A 17701-nucleotide genomic window follows, 5' to 3' on the forward strand; every position below is an offset into this window, starting at 1 on the left:
AGACCGGCTGCATGCGGCCTGCCTCGTCTCCCTAACGTCACGCGTAAGATGCAGTTTCCGGGCAGGAACATACCAGATTCCGGTCCCCGTAAGCGTTATCAATCCGGCCCACCGGCGGCCAGTATTTCACATCCGGCGCCACACCCGGCGGGAAACATCCCTCCGCACGCGGATAAGACCGCTCCCACTCCGCCACAGCCAGATCCCGCGCCGTATGCGGCGCATGACGCAGCGCCGAGGCCTCCGCCGTCACTGTCCCACTCTCGATCTGCCGGATTTCCTCACGAATCGCCAGCATCGCATCACAGAACCGGTCCAGTTCCCGTTTTCCTTCGGACTCGGTCGGCTCAATCATGAACGTGCCCGCTACAGGAAAACTCACCGTCGGCGCATGGAACCCGAAATCCACCAGGCGCTTGGCGATGTCATCCACCGTCACACCCGTCGCATCCTTAATCGGCCGCAGATCGACGATGCACTCATGTGCTACACGTCCCTTTCCGCCACGATAAAGGATCGGATACGCCCCCTCCAGACGCGAGACAATGTAGTTCGAGTTGAGGATCGCCATCGTGGTCGCCCGCGCCAGCCCCTCATCACCCATCAGGCGGATATAAGCCCAGGAAATCGGCAGAATCGACGCCGACCCAAATGGCGCTGCTGAAACCGCAGCCACCCCACCCTGCTCCGGCCGCCCTGGCAGGAACGGCGCCAGATGACCACGCACGCCGATCGGCCCCATGCCCGGTCCGCCACCGCCATGTGGAATGCAGAACGTCTTGTGCAGATTGAAGTGACTCACATCCGCGCCATACTTCCCCGGACGCGAAATCCCGACCTGCGCGTTCATGTTCGCACCGTCCAGATAAACCTGCCCACCCGCCTCATGCACCAGCGAACAGATCTCGCGAACTGCCTCCTCAAACACACCATGGGTCGATGGATAGGTGATCATGATCGCCGCCAGCGTGTCCGCATGCACAGCAATCTTCGCCTTCAGGTCGTCAATATCCACGTTACCGCTCGCATCGCAGCGTACAACGACAACCTTCATCCCGACCATCTGTGCCGAAGCCGGGTTCGTCCCGTGCGCCGAAGCCGGAATCAGACACACATCACGTTGCCCTTGCCCCCGTGCCCGCTGATATCCGCGAATGGCCAGCAATCCCGCATACTCACCCTGTGCGCCTGAATTGGGCTGCAATGACACCGCGTCATAACCGCTGATCGCACACAGCCAGGATTCCAGATCGCGGAACAGCTCCGCATATCCTTCCGTCTGATCTGCCGGCGCAAACGGATGCAGATCGCAGAACCCCGCCCAGGTGATCGGCACCATCTCCACGGTCGCATTCAGCTTCATCGTGCAGGAACCAAGCGGAATCATCGACCGGTCCAGCGCCAGATCTTTGTCAGACAGGCGCCGCAGATACCGAAGCATATCCGTCTCGGAACGATGCGCGCTGAACACATCCTGTTTCAGAAAAGCACCCTCACGATGCAGTCCCGCCGGAACCACTGCGGCAAGTCCGGCCTCACCCTTCACAAGCGCTGCCAGTTCCTCAGACGAACAGGCCGGATCAAAACACCGCCACACCGCTTCAACCACAGCAGGCGTCGTCGTCTCATCCAGACTGATTCCAATCGCACCCGCGCCGAGCTGACGGAAATTCATTCCCGCCGCCACGCCCCGCGCATGCACATGCGCGGCCACATCAGCCGAAACCTGAACAGTTATCGTATCGAACACACAGTCCGACACTACCGTCACGCCCAGCTTCCGAAGCCCGGACCCCAGCGCTGCTGTCAGCCCGGCTACTCTTGCCGCGATCGCCGTCAGCCCTTCCGGACCGTGATACACCGCATACATGCTGGCAATGACTGCCAGCAGAACCTGCGCTGTGCAGATATTCGACGTCGCCTTCTCCCGACGAATGTGCTGCTCGCGCGTCTGCAACGCCAGCCGGTAAGCTGGCTGCCCGGCACTGTCCACTGACACACCCACCAGACGCCCCGGCATACTCCGCTTATACGCATCCCGCACCGCCATATAAGCCGCATGTGGACCGCCAAAACCCATCGGCACGCCAAAACGCTGCATGGAGCCAATGGCAATATCCGCACCGAGCGACCCCGGTGACGCCAGCACCACAAGCGCCAGCGGATCGGCCGCCATCACCGCAATCGCTCCTGCCACATGCAACGCCTCAATCGCCGCCCGCGGATCACGGATCTCCCCCGAACTGCCCGGATAAGAAAACAGCGCACCAAACACCGATGCTGCATCGAGATCCTTCGCCGGATCACCAACAACAATCTCAATCCCAACCGGCTCGGCCCGCGTTCTCAGCACCGCCAGCGTCTGCGGGTGCGTGTCCGTATCCACAAAAAACACATCCGACCGGCTTTTCGACGCCCGCTTCGCCAGCGCCATCGCTTCAGCCGCCGCCGTTGCCTCATCCAGAAGCGACGCATTGGCGATATCCAGCCCCGTCAACTCAGTCACCAGTGTCTGAAAATTCAGCAGCGCCTCAAGCCGGCCCTGACTGATTTCCGGCTGATACGGTGTATAAGCCGTGTACCACGCAGGGTTTTCCAGAACATTGCGCTGAATCACTCCCGGCAGAATCGTGCCGTAATAGCCCTGCCCGATCAGCGAGGTCATGACCTTATTCCGGTCTGCCATCGCCTTCAGCCGCGCCAGAACCTCAACCTCGGACCAGCCAGGTCCAATCCCCACCGGTGTCTCCGAACGGATTGAAGACGGCACCGTCTCATCCAGCAGCGCCCCCTCGCTCTCAAGCCCAAGCGCCTCCAGCATGGCGACAATCTCCGCCTCACGCGGACCAATATGGCGGGAAGAAAAAGCCTGAGCAGGAGTCTGCAGGCCGGACCAGTGTGTCTGGGCAGTCACGATCTTTCCCCGTAGAGACAAAGAAGTTTCAGAACCGAAAGCAACTGGAAAACAGATCAGGAAATCAGCGCGTGATAAGCGGCATCATCCATCAGCTCGCCAAGTTGTGCCGTATCCGTCAGCTTCATTTTCAACATCCAGCCCTCTCCCTCAGGATCATTGCTGATCAGCTCAGGATTATTCGCGAGATTCGGATTCCCTTCCGTCACAACACCACTGACCGGCGCATAAACGTCAGATGCCGCCTTCACCGATTCAACAACAGCCACCGAATCCCCTTGCGTCACTTCCGGCGCGGATGTGTTCAGCTCAAAGAACACAATCTCACCCAGTTCTTCCGCCGCGTGCTTCGTGATCCCGACCGTTGCAACATCACCCTCGACACGCAACCACTCATGCTCTTTCGTAAAATAAAGCGTCATTTTTCTCTTCCCGTTCCGGACCCGCAGGCCATCCACCCGAAAAACCATATCGTCCGCACCCGCGCGCCGGGGCGCTGAACGCCATCCCGATCAGCGTTTAAAACGCGCCTGCACAAACGGCATTACCGCCACAGTTACTGGCACCCGCTTCCCTCGCAGTTCCGCAAAAATCTTAGTCCCTACCGGCGCATAAGCCGTTTCAACATATCCCATCGAAACCGGCGCCTTCGCCTGCGGACCAAACGCGCCGGACGTTACCACACCAATCTGCGTGCCACCTTCAGACTGCGCAAACAGCGGTGCCCCATGCCGAACCGGCGCACGCCCTTCCGGCACCAGGCCAACCCGCCGCCGCGACGCACCATTCTCAAATTGCGCCAGCACGACATCGCTGCCCGGAAAACCACCCTCACGCGCGCCGCCTCTGCGCCGCACTTTCTGCACAGCCCATTCCAGCGCACCCTCAACAGGCGTCGTCGTTTCGTCCAGATCCGAGCCATACAGGCACATCCCGCCCTCAAGCCGCAGACTGTCCCGTGCTCCCAGCCCGACCGGCATCACGTCCGGCTGCTCCAGCAGCGCCCGAGCCACCTGTTCCGCCTGTGCCGACGGAACGCTGATCTCAAACCCGTCTTCGCCGGTATATCCGGACCGCGAAATGAACACCGGTACACCGTCAAACGTGCTCTGCCGCGCATCCATGAATTTCATGGCGGTCACGTTCGGCATAAACCGCGCCAGCACCGTCTCTGCCTCCGGTCCCTGCAACGCCAGCAACGCCCTGTCTTCAAGCCATTCCACCGAACAATCCGGCTTCAGCCCCGCGATCATCAGCGCAATATCCTGCGCCCTGCACGCCGCATTCACGATGACCAGAAACCAGTCGCCCATATTGGCGATCATCAGGTCATCCAGAATCCCGCCCTGATCATTCGTAAAGAATGCATAACGCTGGCGACCCGGCTTCAGCCCGACCACATCAACAGGCACTATCCGCTCCAGCGCCAGCGCCGCCCGCGTCATCTCCCCATCAACGGGACGCACCGCGACCTGCCCCATATGAGACACGTCAAAAAGCCCCGCATGCACGCGCGTCTGTAAATGCTCAGCCATGATGCCCGCAGGATACTGCAACGGCATCGCATAACCGGCAAAAGGCACCATCCTGGCACCAAGCTCTTCATGCAAAGAGAAAAGCGGCGTCCGGAGAAGATTATCACTCATGCCACCGCTCCGACTGAAGAAATCATAAGAAAAACAAACATCGGCACACTCCCCAACCCGGCCTCGCCAGGATCAGTTCCGTGCCCCTTCTGTCCGTTTGCCTGAGATCGCTATCCCGTCGGCGGACGCCTGATGCGTCACTCTCCAGAAACCAGTGTCACAGGGTCCGTTGGCCTGAGAGATTCCGGGGCGGTTGCTCCTTCGGCGCTGATCTTACGACCAGACTCTCCCGCTGTGACGGCTTTGATTTTGCACCCCGTCATTCCGCTGTCAAACAAATCTTTCGCGGGATCCCGCTCCCGCGCCCTGCCGACCGGCAAAGGCACAGCTTTGCAAACCTGTTATACCGGAAGCTGTGAATATTGACCTGTGGATGACAGCATCAAGGCTCAGGGCAACACTCTGAAAATGATCCGGATGGGTCAAAGAGGCTATCTCAAAAGCCTAATGTAAAACAAAAAAGCCAGACCTGCACGGGCGATCTGGCCAGAAAACGCAAAGCAGACTGCCCGAAGCCGCGTCGCGTCAGCTTTTTTCAGGCAGGTGCTTCGCAATATAAGGCGGCAGATTAAACGACCCGACATGGATCTCCGGCGTCCAGTATTGAGTCGCACTCAGAATACCAGCATGCTCGGCCCGCGCACGAACCATCGCCACATCCTGCTTTGTCGGATCACCGCCCTTGCAGGCAATCCCCAGCGTCATGAAACCACCCACATAAGTCGGCACCGCCGCAACATACGCCGACACACGCGGGAAGAACTTAGCACGCCGCAAACTTGTCTCATGCAATTCATCCGCCTGCATGAACGGCACGCCACACTGATTCACAATAAGCCCGTCCGGACCAAGAATACGCGCGCAATGCTGATAAAAAGAGTCCGTAAACAGCACCTCGCCAACCCCGATCGGGTCCGTGCTGTCGACAATAATCACGTCAAACGACTGATCCGCCGCATGAGCAACATACTCAATGCCATCGCCAACAATCACATCCGCACGGGGATCGGTCCACGCATCGCCAGCAATACCAGGTAAATGCTTTTTTGACAGTTCGATGACATCGCCATCGATTTCCACCATCACGGCCTGCTCGACACTCTTATGCTCAAGCACGCGCCGCAGAACACCACCGTCACCGGCACCAATGATCAGAACATTCTTCGGCGCCGCATGAGTGAACAGCGGAACATGAGTCAGCATCTCCTGATAAACGAATTCGTCCGCTTCCGTGATCTGCACCACGCCATCAAGCATAAGCACGCGACCATGAGAGTCGCTTTCAAAGATCACAATATCCTGAAAAGGACTTTTCGTATGAGCAAGTTCCTTACGAACACGGAACCGCTGCCCCCAGCTGTCATACAGCCCCTCGTTCAGCCAGGTATCGGTCATAATTCATCTCTCCGGAAAAGAAGTCCGCCGCATCATACCGACCAGGAAGCAACACAGCGTCAGAGGAGCAGACCATGACCAGATAAATCCGGCCGGTCATGTGAAGATTTCAGGAAAATAACACATTCAGAGCCCGGAACCGGATCGCTTCGGCCCGCCGTCATACCCTGAGTCGCAGAAAAGCCTCCGGCCGGGTGACACCATCACCCGGCCGGAAACAGCCATCATACCTGACAGAATTTCCAGTTCAGGAAGAAACTTTTCCGCGACGCTGCTCGTCAACCAGAATGCGACCGGCCTGAAACAGGCGCTGCATCACAGGAATGGAGAGGTTCGGATCGCAGGCGCCACACATAAAAATGTCAACCGCCGCGAAAGACCGCTCAGGCCATGTGTGGATGGAAATATGGCTCTCAGCAAGAACCACAACACCCGACACACCACCATTCGGTGTAAAGTGGTGGAAATGACTATGAAGAATCGTGGCACCGGCAGCAATTGCTGCCTCGCAAAGCGTCGCGTCGATCTTCGCAGGATCATCCAGATTGGATGCTTCCCACAAATCAACGAGAAGATGCGTTCCAGCGAACTTTTCGCCGTCCCGTTCGACAAAGTAATCTTTCCGATCTTCCTCAGAAGAGGAAACGGGAGAAATCTGGTTATTGCTCGGGAATTCCGAGACCATCCCCAGTTGAGCAAGTGCGTTCATTGACGTACCCCCAAACCAGTAGACAGCCTGTTGGGCGAAAACGCCCCCTTGGGCCAGGAGAGCGCTTGATAGGGCCTCGTATCCCGGGGTGCAAGACTTTTCTTGCCCTGACCACTTCGGAATGCCTGATGCACTCTCGGGATCATCAATTCTTCACAAAACCCGGCTTTTTTCTCGCCTCATGAGGCCTCGAAACAGCATCAACAAACCTTACCAGCCCCCCAAACAACGGATTATGAGATCACCAAAACCTTTCCCGACAACCAGCGTCACTGTCCGCTGGCGCGCTTACTGATATCAGCCTCAGGAGATGTCACAAGCAGCTCAAAAATACGCTGGCGCTCCACAGACAAACGGCGCCGCCCGATCCATTCACGCAGTCGATCCAGCGTCTCCCAGTCATTCGCGCGTGCCGCATCTGTTGCCAGCCGCACAGTCAGATCCTGCTGCGCGTCAGACAGCCCCCCCTGCTCCGGAATGTTTTTCGTCGCCAGTCGCCCGACGACAAGCACCGCATCCGGCCATTTTCTTTCTTCTTCAAGCAGACGGCCACGCAGATCAAGCGACGCCTCCGTCTCATCCTGTGCCAGCATCTGCAAAGCCTGATCTCTGTTCCCTTCGCGAGCCAGCAGGCTCGCCGCGATCACCCGTCGACGCGATGCAACATCTTCACCGGCGCCTGAAACCGCCGTCTCATCCAGCGCCCGACGTGCCTGCCCCAACCGCTGAGCCTGAATATCAGCCTGCGCCAACTGGGCACCCCAGGCCGCCCTCTGCACATCGGTCGTTGCAAGCGGCAACGCACGCTCAAACGCAACAGCGGCTCGTCCTGGCAGTCCCAGCCCCCACAACTTCGCTCCAAGGCCAGCCAGTATCCGCCCCTTCGTCGCACCGTCCGGGATCTGGTCAACATGACTCTCAATCAGAGCAACCGCATCAATGGCATCCGTCGGATGCGCACCAGACCCCTCAGGTATTTCCGCCAGGTGCAGCAGAATATCCTGTACCTGAGACATCATATCCTCACGACGGTCCGGGAAAACCCGCATCTCTTCATCTGCGGCTGTAAGTGCTTTTTCCCATTCCCCTGCCTGCACCCACGCAGAAACAAGCGCCCGACGTACCTCAGGCTCGCGTCCGGCCAGACGCCCGGCCAGCAACAGCCGCCCATAAGCCTGCGCTGCTTCTGCCGGCCGCCGTTGACCAGCAGCCAGACGCAACGTAATCGCCTGTTCATTGCCCGCTTCGGAAAGAACCGGATCCTTCTGCTTCGCCAGCGCCTGAAATGCCGCCAGCGCCTTCACCCGGTCACCTGCACGAAGCGGCATGAAAGCCCTTGCCACGCCATAAGCCGGTCCATCCGGCAAAGGCGACAAAACGGACAGGTCCTGTTCCGATCCGTACTGCGCGATAAACGCCGCGACTTCCGGCTGCAACCTGTCACGTAGTGTCAGGGGATAGTCCGCAAGGCGCGGATAACCCTCCGCCAGAAGAGCAGAGGCCTTCACAGGATTTTTCCCGGCCCGCTCCATATAAAGCCCGCGCCACAGCGCCCCGTCCACCCCGGTATCGGCACTCTCAAGCATCGACGCACCGGCCACATTATCCGCCAGAAGCTCAGATGCGGCCTGCAGAAAAGCAACATTCGGAAGTGTAGCAAGCTCAGGATCATCCTGAATCGCCGTCGCCAGAATCGCCCGTGCATTATGCGCATCGCCCAGAGCAAAAGCCGAACGGGCCGCGGCAAGGCGCGCTTCATTACGACCCTCAGGAGGCAACATCGCAGCCTGCGTCCAGTGCCTGCGATAATCCTCACGCAATGCCGCCGGAGGGAGCGATCTCAGTCCCAGCCAGGACCAGTCGATCCTGTCATCAACAATCTGCCCGGACGCCGCAGGAGCAACGGGAATCGCACTCTCACCCACGGCATCAATAAAAAGGCCGCCATCGCCATTGCGAACCTCGATCTGATCGGACTCCACAGCGAAAACCAGCCCCTGCACGGACGGCCGGATTTCGTACCCCACATGCCTGTGCGGCAGCCGCGGCCCCGCAACCTCTGCCGACGACGTCGCGACAAGAAGTCGTGCCCCGGAGGATGGATCGGAAAGCTCTACGATACGCCCCGCCTGTGGCATCGGGTAAAGAATACCGCCATCCTTCTGCTCAGGCACGACCCGCATCTGCGCCGTCCCGGCGTTATCGGGCGACAGTGCCAGAACCCAACCGCCAGGCTGTCTGTTCAGTGCAAGCGGGCGCTGCTCATCAAAGTGAAAGGTCACAATTGTCGTGTTCCCCACCGTCCGCACAGCAGCGGATGAAAAGGGCCCCGTATCTCTCAGTGCACTCGCATCCATCTGCGTCATATGATCAGAAACGATAATAAAATCATTCCGGGACCAGAAGGCAGCTATGCCAGCCTGATCACCAAGTGGCAGAAATATTTTAGTAACCTGCCCGACAGCATGGTCTGCTGCTGCCGCGCCGGACGATGGTGCCGCAGTTCCCTGCGCCCAGAATGTATTCGCCGTTGCCGGACTTCCTGCAGATACCTCCTTTGGCGCCAGAGCACGGGAATCCGCTGTATGGGACGCGGTCAAAGACGGTGCAGATAACGTCCCGGAACCTTGCTTTACTGCACTCTCCGATGGCATGCCAATCGTGTTCTGTTGCCAGCCGGGAGGCAATGCACCTGTCGCCACACCAGCCAGACCGGCAGCAGGACTTGCGGACGAACCACCGGAAGGCACCGCTCTGGCAGATATTTTATCTTTCCTGACAGAAACGTGTTTTTTCGTAACATGCGGTCGTCGATGATAGCGACTCTGCACAGTGTCAGCACCTGTTCCCGCCGCACCAGCTACAGCCGGAACCTCAGCATTGCCGGAAACGGGCTGAGCGTAGCCAGCGACGACAGAAACAGGCAAACCGCCAAGACATGTCGCAACCCACAATGTCAAAGGAAGTTTCGTCCGCACACTCTGTCCTTGTCCTGCACCACCGTAAACCCTAACCAAGATGGCCTCTGAAAGTAATATCTTATAAAGATAAATGGATTTAACCGTTCGAGCCCACACGCACCACCCCCACCTTTCGGGGGATACCAGCAAGAAGCTGGGTCGCCATCATCGCGCGATCCGGTGACATCCCCGCCAGAATGGCCGATGCCTTCCGCGGATTCATTTTCGTCATCACCGGCACCAGAACCTGAAAATCCAGAACATTGAAAATAGAAGCCGCATCACGCGGCGCCATAGCTTCGTAAATTTTCACCAGCCGGTCGATATCCGCGTCACTAAGTTGCTTCTGCTGCTTCGACGCAGCCGTCATCGTCAATTGTTCCTGCGAATATTTCTGCATCCGCACGTCCAGCGCGACCTGCGAGGCTTCAATCGTACGCTTCATATCGTCGAGCCTGCGGGATTCCTCATCAAGCTCATGCGTCCGGCCAGCAAGGTCATTACGGAGCGCCTGGCGCGCGTCGTCGGCACGGCGATCAATATCCAGCTCCGGCTTACTGACCTGCCCCACACAGGTCAATAAGCCGGAGCATGGGTTCACAACCTTCCCATCCGCGTTATTCAGCCCCGGACCCGCAGGCGGCGCAACCTGCGCCTGCGGAATGCTGCCGGCACCGGCTGACGTTTTTCCGGACAGCGCGGCAGCGCCAGCTGCGAGATCCGCTGCCCCGGCAGGCGTATTCGCAAACAAAAACGAACTCGTCAGCAGATATACTTTCAGACAGAACAATCCACCCATCAGGCATGCGGAAAGCTGAAAAATACGCGGAAACGATACTTTCGGCATATCCTCATCCCATCCGCAGGGCGCGGATCAGATCCTGCTCCGCCGCCGTACGCTGGCGGGCACGCTGTTCATATGGCCGCATGGACGGACCAGACGAAGACGAACCCTGCACTCCCGAGAGCTGCGGGCTGACAGGCAACGACGATGTCGGCACATGAGCCACGCCGGAAGCCGTCACACGATCAGATAATGGCGTAGTTTCCAGCTCCCCCTCCCCCTGACGGCTCAGTTCGGAGGCGATGTGTTCCTCCATCACTGGTCGGCTGCTTTTGCGAACCAGCCCCTCCAGACGTCCCGCAATCAAATCCGCACGGTCGGACAGCGCCTCAAGTTCGCCCTGCAACATGCGGGACTGATCAATCATGCGGCCCAGAGCCCTGCCGCTGACATCACCAGCCGTCTGTAGTTTCTCCACGCCATTTTCGGCCCGCCGCCCACTTTCATCAAGTTTCGATACCAGATCAGCCAGCTCACGCCGATCACGACGAAGAACAGACAGTGCACGACCAAGATAAATACTGTAAAAAATTCCAAGAAGAAGAAGAATACAAAGAATAAATTCCATAACATATTCAAAATTAGTCATAAAATATCTCCACCTTACGAGTACAATCCCTCGGGGGCGTCAATAAGCTGACGCAAAGCAAGAAGATCTTCCTCGATCCGGACAGCTATGCTTTCCTTTTTTCGTCCAACCTTACCTGTGAACAGCGAAACCTCCCCGCAACGCAGGCTGACCGGCTGCTCAAGCTGATGCTCCAGAACAATGACCGAGCCCGGCTTCAGATCCACAATCTCGGAAAGCAGCATCGTCTGCTCACCCAGCACCGCCTCCAGCTGCACATCCGTGTCCCGCAGCTTCTCCGCGAGATGGGTCTCCCAGATCGAATCTCTGCCGAACTTTTCGCCCATGAATTGCTGCAACAGCAGATCGCGAACAGGCTCAAGCGTGGCATAAGGCAGCAAAACATCGATATAACCGCCGCGATCATCCATTTCGACGCGCATCCGGGCAAGAAACACCGCATTGGACGCACGGCAAATAGCCGCGAAACGGGAGCTGATCTCCAGACGCTCGAATTTGAAATTCACCGCACAGATCGGATCAAATCCGACACTCAGATCAGCCAGAACCAGTCGTACCATCTTTTCGATCAGCGATCGCTCAATCGTCGTATGCAATCGCCCCTCGACATTCATCGGTCGCGGATTGCGAGCACCGCCGAGAAGCACATCCACCATTGAGTAGGTCAGGGCCGAGTCAACGACCATCAGACCGTAATTTTCCCACTCTTCCGCCTTAAACACCGCGAAAATACAGGAAGCCGGCGCTGAATTCAGATAGTCACCAAACCGCATCGAGCTGATACCATCGATCGACACATCAACATTGTCGTTCGTGAAATTACGCAGGGTCGTCGAAACAATGCGCATGAGGCGGTCAAACACCACCTCCAGCATCGGCAGGCGCTCATATGACACCAGCCCCGAACCAATGATCCGCTCCAGACCACTCGTGCTGTCTTCAAGATCGCCAGGCGTGAACGCATTGCCCAGAATACTATCAATTTCAGCCTGATCCAGAATACGCTCATCCTCAACGGTATCCGTATCAGAGAGCGCGGCATCCCCCACAGTCTGCCCGTAATCACGATCACGCAGAGAAGCCGTCGGTGCCGGGTGGGGAATCGCGCCGCCCACCGCGCCCTGTACCCCGCTCATTGGATCAGAAACTCTGTAAACAGAAGATCCCTTACCTCAATTGGCGCCAGCTGCACAGCAATGCGGTCCAGCAGCGCCTCCCGCAACCGGTAAATGCCGTTGCCGCTCAGGTCTGCCTGCGTGCTCTCATGCAGATACGTCTGAAAAATGTCCTGAATCTCAGGAATATGAGCCTGAACCTGTGATGGATAAGCGCCGACGGCCTGAATTTTAGCCGTGATCTTCACAAAGACAGGACGCCCCGATGCACTGTCGAGATTTGAAATAATCGTTGGAATATCAACCAGGAACGGCTCCTGCTGAACCGCCTCCGTTTTCGGTTTTACCGCCTTCGCACTGTGCTGCCAGTAGAACCATCCACCGCCGCCAAGAGCCAGCACAGCCACGACCGCCCCCACAATGGGCACCAGCTTTTTTTTCTTCCCGGGAGAAGGCACAGACGCCCCGTCCGTTTCAGATTCTTCCGCCATCCAAACTCCGAACTGCACACGTCGTCACCGGGCACAAACCGGGAATCGACGCTCAGGCCCACAGTCGGCATTCCCGCGCATCCCGCAGGAAAACCACCTCTGAAGCACACAGCGGAGGTTAAGCGAGGGTGGTTAACAATTGTCTAAATCGGGGAGTAAAATCCTGACCGGAAACTGTTTACGTCAGGATCATTTGGTGAGCCGGGAGGGACTCGAACCCTCGACCATTCGATTAAAAGTCGAATGCTCTACCAGCTGAGCTACCGGCTCACTGCGGGCCATCGGGTAAAGGTGGCAGCCGGACCTGTCAACCGCCACCGTCACAAAAAATGATCAGGCCTCAACAGAAGCAGGACGCATTTTCACAATCCGGTCCGGATCCTGGACCGTTCCGCCGCTGCCTGAGCCGCGCTTTATCTTGTCGACAAGCTCCATGCCCTCAGTCACGTCGCCCACGATAGTGTACTGCCCGTCAAGATGCGGAGATGGCTCGAACATGATGAAAAACTGGCTGTTCGCGCTATTCGGATCCATCGTCCGGGCCATGCCGATCGTACCACGCTCAAATTTCGCAGCCCGCGTGAACTCAGCCTTCAGATCCGGAAGCTTGCTGCCACCCGTCCCCGAACCCGTCGGATCGCCACCCTGCGCCATGAAACCGGGGATGACCCGGTGAAACGGCGTATTGTCATAAAAACCCTCAGCAGACAGCGTCCGCAGACGCTCAGCCGCCAGAGGCGCCAGATCCGGACGCAGGCGAATCACCACACGTCCTGACGCCAGATCCATATTCAGCAGATCGTTTCTGTCAGTATCAGCCATGTCATTATCCAATCACTTTATGTGATCCGGCGCCCGCACTCACGACAGGAGAACAGCACCGGCCATCCCACCCGCCGGACAGAGCTGACGAGCAGACACAGAAAGGAGCCTTACAGTCACACAGCCAGAATTACAAAACCGGATCGCTCAGTTCGCCAGCCGCGCCACAACGCGCCGACGCGCTCCCTCCGGTGCAAACTCGCTGATATCCCCGCCGTAAGAGGCAATTTCCCTCACCATGTGCGAGGAAATAAACTGCGTCCGCTCGGACGCCATCAGAAAAACCGTCTCTATCTCCGGCGCAAGCTTCCGGTTCGCCCCCTGCATCTGCGCCTCATAATCGAAATCGACCAGAAGCCGCAGACCGCGGAAAATCAGCGTCGCCTTCTGCCGGCGAACCGCTTCAACCAGAAGCTCATTAAACGCGATCACCTCAATTTCGGCGCCCGTCCGCTCAACAAGCCCCGGAACCTCCTCCATGATCGACGCAACCCGCTCCTCGACCGGCAGCAGCGGATTCTTGCCCGCATTCGCCGCCACCCCGATCACCAGCCTGTCAACCAGCCTCGCCGCCCGCTCGATAATGTCCATATGCCCGAAGGTCACAGGATCAAACGTCCCGGGGTAAAACCCGATGCGGCGAGTCCGTTCAGGCATCATCACTCCCACTATCCGCACCGGCTTCCCCACCAGAATCTGCGTCTGCGGGACCGGCATCATCATCGTCAGCCGAATCATCCTCCAGCACAGGGAAGACGCTGGTGACCGACTCTTTTCCGTCCAGACGCAGCAGCGTCACGCCGCTCGCCTGCCGGGACATGACTCGCACCTGATCGACCGGAACACGAATCAAACGTCCGGCATCCGTCACCAGCATCACATCCGTCCCCGCCAGCACCGGCAGCGTCGCCACCACTGCAGACCCCCGCTTACTGGCTGAGAAGTTCATATTGGTGATGCCCTGACCACCACGTCCGGTCACACGATAGTCATAAGCCGAAGACCGCCGCCCGAACCCGGCATCGCTTACCGTCAGAAGAATCTCTTCCGCTGCCTCAAGCGCGTCAAACCGCTCCTGCGACAGATCCGACCCCTCAGGCAGAACAATCTCTTCCGCATCAGAACCGCCGTCCTCAGCACCATCCTCTGCCGCATTCTCAGCACGACGTTTCGCGTTTGCAGCCCGCAGATAAAGAGCCCGCTCCTCAACCGTCGCATCGACATGGTTCAGAACACACAGGCTAATGACCCGGTCGCCCTCCGCCAGACGAATGCCACGTACACCCGATGAATCACGCCCGGCAAACACGCGCAGAATATCGTCCGTGATCTGGAAGCGAATGCAGCGCGCGCCCCGCGTCGCCAGGAACACATCCTGTCCCTCACGACACGTCGCCACACCTATCAGGCTGTCATTCTCATCCAGCTTCATTGCAATCAGACCGGACGACCGGATATTGCGGAAATCACTCAGCCGGTTCCGACGCACGCCACCACTGGCCGTCGCAAAGACCAGATGCAGCGCCTCCCACAGATCCTCGTCCTGAGGCAGCGGCAGAACCGCTGTGATCGAATCGCTGCCCAGATCCGGCAGCAGATTGACCAGCGCACGCCCCTTCGCCGTCGGGCTCGCCTCCGGCAGACGCCAGACCTTCTCACGATACGCCTTGCCGCCCGACGAGAAGAAAAGCACCCACTGATGCGTGTGCGCGTTGAACGACCGGACAACGATATCGTCCCCGCGACGTCCCGCCGCCGTACGTCCGCGCCCGCCACGATTCTGCGCCCGGAACACCTCCAGCGGCGTCCGCTTGATGAACCCGTCCCGCGTGATGGTTACCACCATCAGCCCCGGCTCGATCAGACTCTCATCGTCCTGATCGCCCGCATAATCGGCAATCTCCGTCATGCGTGGCGACGCAATCTCCGCCCGTGCCGCCAGCAATTCGTCGCACATCACTTCCAGACGACGTGGCCGGCTCTGGATAATCTCCAGCAACTCGTTGATCTTCGCCGCAACCTCGGACAGCTCACTCTGGATCTTCTCTCGCTCCAGACCGGTCAGGCGCTGCAGACGCAGTTCCAGAATGCCACGCGCCTGCGCTTCCGTCAGACGCACCCTGCCGTCAATGACGACATTGCCCTCGTCATGAATCAGCGCCAGCAACGGCTCGACATCAGCCGCATCCCACTGCGCCGCCATTAGCGACTCACGCGCCGTCGCCGCATCGGGTGCCGCACGGATCAGTGCAATCACCGCATCAATGTTGGCAACCGCAATCACCAGACCGACCAGGATGTGCCCGCGATCCCGGGCCTTCGCCAGATCGAAGCGCGCCCGCCGCAGAATCACCTCCTCACGGAAGGCAATAAACGCCGACAGAACCTCCATCAGCCCCATCAGCTTCGGCTGACCGCCATTCAGCGCCAGCATATTCACGCCGAACGAGGTCTGAAGCTGCGTAAAGCGGTAGAGCTGGTTCAGCACCACCTCCGGCGTCGCGTCGCGCTTGAGTTCGATCACCACCCGCATGCCCGAACGATCGGACTCGTCGCGAATGTCAGAAATACCTTCAATATGCCGATCGCTGGTCTTGTCACGGACCAGTTCAGCGATCTTCTCCTGAAGCGTCGCCTTGTTTACCTGATATGGAATCTCGGTGATGATGATCGCCCTGCGATCCTTGCGAACCTCTTCGATCTCCGCCCGCGCCCGGATGATCACCGAACCACGCCCGGTCGCGAACGCACTGCGAATGCCCGTCCGCCCTAGAATAATACCACCCGTCGGGAAATCCGGACCCGGCATGATCTCCATCAGCTCTTCAAGCCTGATGTCCGGATTCCGGATCATCGCCAGCGCGGCGTCAATCACCTCACCCGGATTATGCGTCGGGATGTTGGTCGCCATACCAACAGCAATGCCCGTCGCGCCATTGACCAGCAGATTCGGGAATGCCGCGGGCAGAACTTTCGGCTCGCTCTCACTCTCATCGTAGTTCGGCTGAAAATCGACCGTGTCCCGGTCAATGTCGTCCAGCAGGAAGGAAGACGCCTTCGCCAGACGCGCTTCGGTGTAGCGCATCGCCGCCGGGCTATCCCCGTCGACCGATCCGAAATTCCCCTGCCCGTCGATCAGCTTGACCCGCATCGACCAGTGCTGGGCCATGCGGACCATCGCGTCATAGATCGACGAGTCACCATGCGGGTGATACTTACCCATGACATCACCGACCGCGCGGGCCGATTTGCGATAAGGCTTGTCCGCCGTGAACCCGCTCTCGCGCATCGCATAAAGAATACGGCGATGCACCGGCTTCAGTCCGTCGCGCACATCAGGCAGCGCACGCGCAACGATGACGGACATCGCATACGCAAGATAGGAGGACCGCATTTCCTCCTCGATCGCAACCGGAACGAGGTCAGAAGGCGGGGCGGGCAGATCGGGATTCTCGGTCAAGGTTTTTCCGTCATGTCATGGCCGCACAGCCCGAAACAGGACCGCACAGCATAGCCAGTGCATAGGGGACGCACCCTAACACACGAGCCGCCAGCCGGTAAGTCAGCAGGCCGCAAACCACAACCCGCCCCTGATCAGGCTCCCCATGACCAATCGTTCCGCACATGTCATAAAACATCATCAGCAGGTTTCGGCACCCTCCGGCACAGAACCAGAGCTTCATGCAACACTCCCCCCGTGCCCCGCCACCACCTCCGGCCCGGCTCCCGGCATCGTGCGGTTGTTCGAAGAATGGCGCCACTTCACCACTGAGATGGTCCCCATAATCCGGACAAGTTGTTAAGCTCGTTTTTCAGCCGTTTGGAAGACGATTACGATGAAAGTGAAGGCAACCCTGAGTTCAAAGCCCGAGTTGCGCTGGCTGCATTGAAGGAGACGCAGACGACAGCGGATCTGGCGTCGAAATATGGCGTCCATCCCACGCTGGTGAGCGCATAGAGGCGACAGGCTCCGGACAATCCGGAAGCTGTTTTTGCAGACAAGACGGAACAGCAGGAAAGCCAGCGACACACAGAAGCTGAAATAGAGAAGTTCCACATCAGGATCGGTCAACTGGTGTGGTAGCCGAACGCGATTTTTTGTCACGTGCGTCAAGACGATGAATCTGTCGCGTCGTCAGGAGATGATCGAATCTGATAATGAAGCGCTTTCGATTTCGAGACAACGCCATCTGGTTTCTCTCACATCGATATCGCT

14 protein-coding genes, 1 tRNA gene and 1 riboswitch are annotated in these 17701 nt (G+C 58.5%); all 15 genes read right to left on the reverse strand.

Going from position 1 to position 17701, the window contains the following annotated elements; translation table 11 throughout:
• Window positions 1-37: 37 nt before the first annotated feature.
• Complete coding sequence (gene gcvP / locus GOB85_RS03420) at window positions 38-2914, reverse strand: aminomethyl-transferring glycine dehydrogenase (protein WP_408737020.1); 2877 nt, start codon at window positions 2912-2914, stop codon at window positions 38-40.
• A 56-nt stretch (window positions 2915-2970) separates the two neighbouring features.
• Entirely contained in the window at window positions 2971-3336 is a 366-nt protein-coding gene (gcvH, locus tag GOB85_RS03425; RefSeq protein ID WP_173576210.1) for a glycine cleavage system protein GcvH, read from the reverse strand.
• Window positions 3337-3426: 90 nt separating this feature from the next.
• Complete coding sequence (gcvT, locus tag GOB85_RS03430) at window positions 3427-4560, reverse strand: glycine cleavage system aminomethyltransferase GcvT (protein WP_173576211.1); 1134 nt, start codon at window positions 4558-4560, stop codon at window positions 3427-3429.
• Between the two features lie 152 nt (window positions 4561-4712).
• Window positions 4713-4803, reverse strand: a riboswitch (glycine riboswitch).
• Window positions 4804-5085: 282 nt separating this feature from the next.
• Window positions 5086-5955, reverse strand: coding sequence for a polyamine aminopropyltransferase (gene speE / locus GOB85_RS03435; RefSeq protein ID WP_173576212.1), 870 nt, complete (start codon window positions 5953-5955; stop codon window positions 5086-5088).
• 247 nt (window positions 5956-6202) lie between these two features.
• Window positions 6203-6664: an adenosylmethionine decarboxylase gene (speD, locus tag GOB85_RS03440; RefSeq protein ID WP_173576213.1), complete on the reverse strand. Its 462-nt coding sequence runs from the start codon at window positions 6662-6664 to the stop codon at window positions 6203-6205.
• Window positions 6665-6933: 269 nt separating this feature from the next.
• Window positions 6934-9642: a tetratricopeptide repeat protein gene (locus GOB85_RS03445; protein WP_338421639.1), complete on the reverse strand. Its 2709-nt coding sequence runs from the start codon at window positions 9640-9642 to the stop codon at window positions 6934-6936.
• 79 nt (window positions 9643-9721) lie between these two features.
• A complete protein-coding gene (locus GOB85_RS03450) occupies window positions 9722-10471 on the reverse strand; it encodes a MotE family protein (protein ID WP_173576214.1) in 750 nt (249 codons plus the stop codon).
• A gap of 4 nt (window positions 10472-10475) precedes the next feature.
• Complete coding sequence (locus GOB85_RS03455; RefSeq protein WP_173576215.1) at window positions 10476-11057, reverse strand: DUF6468 domain-containing protein; 582 nt, start codon at window positions 11055-11057, stop codon at window positions 10476-10478.
• Between the two features lie 14 nt (window positions 11058-11071).
• Window positions 11072-12193: a flagellar motor switch protein FliM gene (gene fliM / locus GOB85_RS03460; RefSeq protein ID WP_173576216.1), complete on the reverse strand. Its 1122-nt coding sequence runs from the start codon at window positions 12191-12193 to the stop codon at window positions 11072-11074.
• Entirely contained in the window at window positions 12190-12663 is a 474-nt protein-coding gene (locus tag GOB85_RS03465; protein ID WP_173576217.1) for a flagellar basal body-associated FliL family protein, read from the reverse strand. The genes fliM and GOB85_RS03465 overlap by 4 nt, the downstream gene beginning before the upstream one ends.
• Before the next feature lie 194 nt (window positions 12664-12857).
• Window positions 12858-12933, reverse strand: a tRNA-Lys gene (locus tag GOB85_RS03470).
• Between the two features lie 63 nt (window positions 12934-12996).
• Complete coding sequence (locus GOB85_RS03475) at window positions 12997-13485, reverse strand: peptidylprolyl isomerase (RefSeq protein WP_173576218.1); 489 nt, start codon at window positions 13483-13485, stop codon at window positions 12997-12999.
• 147 nt (window positions 13486-13632) lie between these two features.
• Entirely contained in the window at window positions 13633-14142 is a 510-nt protein-coding gene (gene coaD, locus GOB85_RS03480) for a pantetheine-phosphate adenylyltransferase (RefSeq protein ID WP_173576264.1), read from the reverse strand.
• Window positions 14135-16945 (reverse strand): DNA gyrase subunit A, encoded by a 2811-nt coding sequence (gene gyrA, locus GOB85_RS03485; RefSeq protein ID WP_173576219.1) that lies wholly within the window; start codon window positions 16943-16945, stop codon window positions 14135-14137. Before gyrA ends, coaD begins: the two co-directional genes overlap by 8 nt.
• A gap of 10 nt (window positions 16946-16955) precedes the next feature.
• A complete protein-coding gene (locus GOB85_RS03490) occupies window positions 16956-17168 on the reverse strand; it encodes a hypothetical protein (protein ID WP_173576220.1) in 213 nt (70 codons plus the stop codon).
• Window positions 17169-17701 lie beyond the last annotated feature (533 nt).

Source organism: Acetobacter fallax (assembly GCF_011516735.1).
Taxonomy (GTDB): Bacteria; Pseudomonadota; Alphaproteobacteria; order Acetobacterales; family Acetobacteraceae; genus Acetobacter; species Acetobacter fallax.

Bases quoted from the DNA above. Each gene is read 5' to 3' on its own strand.
- GOB85_RS03450 (WP_173576214.1), bottom strand. From the start codon at position 10,471: ATGCCGAAAGTATCGTTTCCGCGTATTTTTCAGCTTTCCGCATGCCTG.
- speD (WP_173576213.1), bottom strand. From the start codon at position 6,664: ATGAACGCACTTGCTCAACTGGGGATGGTCTCGGAATTCCCGAGCAAT.
- gcvT (WP_173576211.1), bottom strand. From the start codon at position 4,560: ATGAGTGATAATCTTCTCCGGACGCCGCTTTTCTCTTTGCATGAAGAG.
- speE (WP_173576212.1), bottom strand. From the start codon at position 5,955: ATGACCGATACCTGGCTGAACGAGGGGCTGTATGACAGCTGGGGGCAG.
- GOB85_RS03475 (WP_173576218.1), bottom strand. From the start codon at position 13,485: ATGGCTGATACTGACAGAAACGATCTGCTGAATATGGATCTGGCGTCA.
- gcvH (WP_173576210.1), bottom strand. From the start codon at position 3,336: ATGACGCTTTATTTTACGAAAGAGCATGAGTGGTTGCGTGTCGAGGGT.
- coaD (WP_173576264.1), bottom strand. From the start codon at position 14,142: ATGCCTGAACGGACTCGCCGCATCGGGTTTTACCCCGGGACGTTTGAT.
- GOB85_RS03465 (WP_173576217.1), bottom strand. From the start codon at position 12,663: ATGGCGGAAGAATCTGAAACGGACGGGGCGTCTGTGCCTTCTCCCGGG.
- GOB85_RS03455 (WP_173576215.1), bottom strand. From the start codon at position 11,057: ATGACTAATTTTGAATATGTTATGGAATTTATTCTTTGTATTCTTCTT.
- GOB85_RS03490 (WP_173576220.1), bottom strand. From the start codon at position 17,168: ATGAAGCTCTGGTTCTGTGCCGGAGGGTGCCGAAACCTGCTGATGATG.
- fliM (WP_173576216.1), bottom strand. From the start codon at position 12,193: ATGAGCGGGGTACAGGGCGCGGTGGGCGGCGCGATTCCCCACCCGGCA.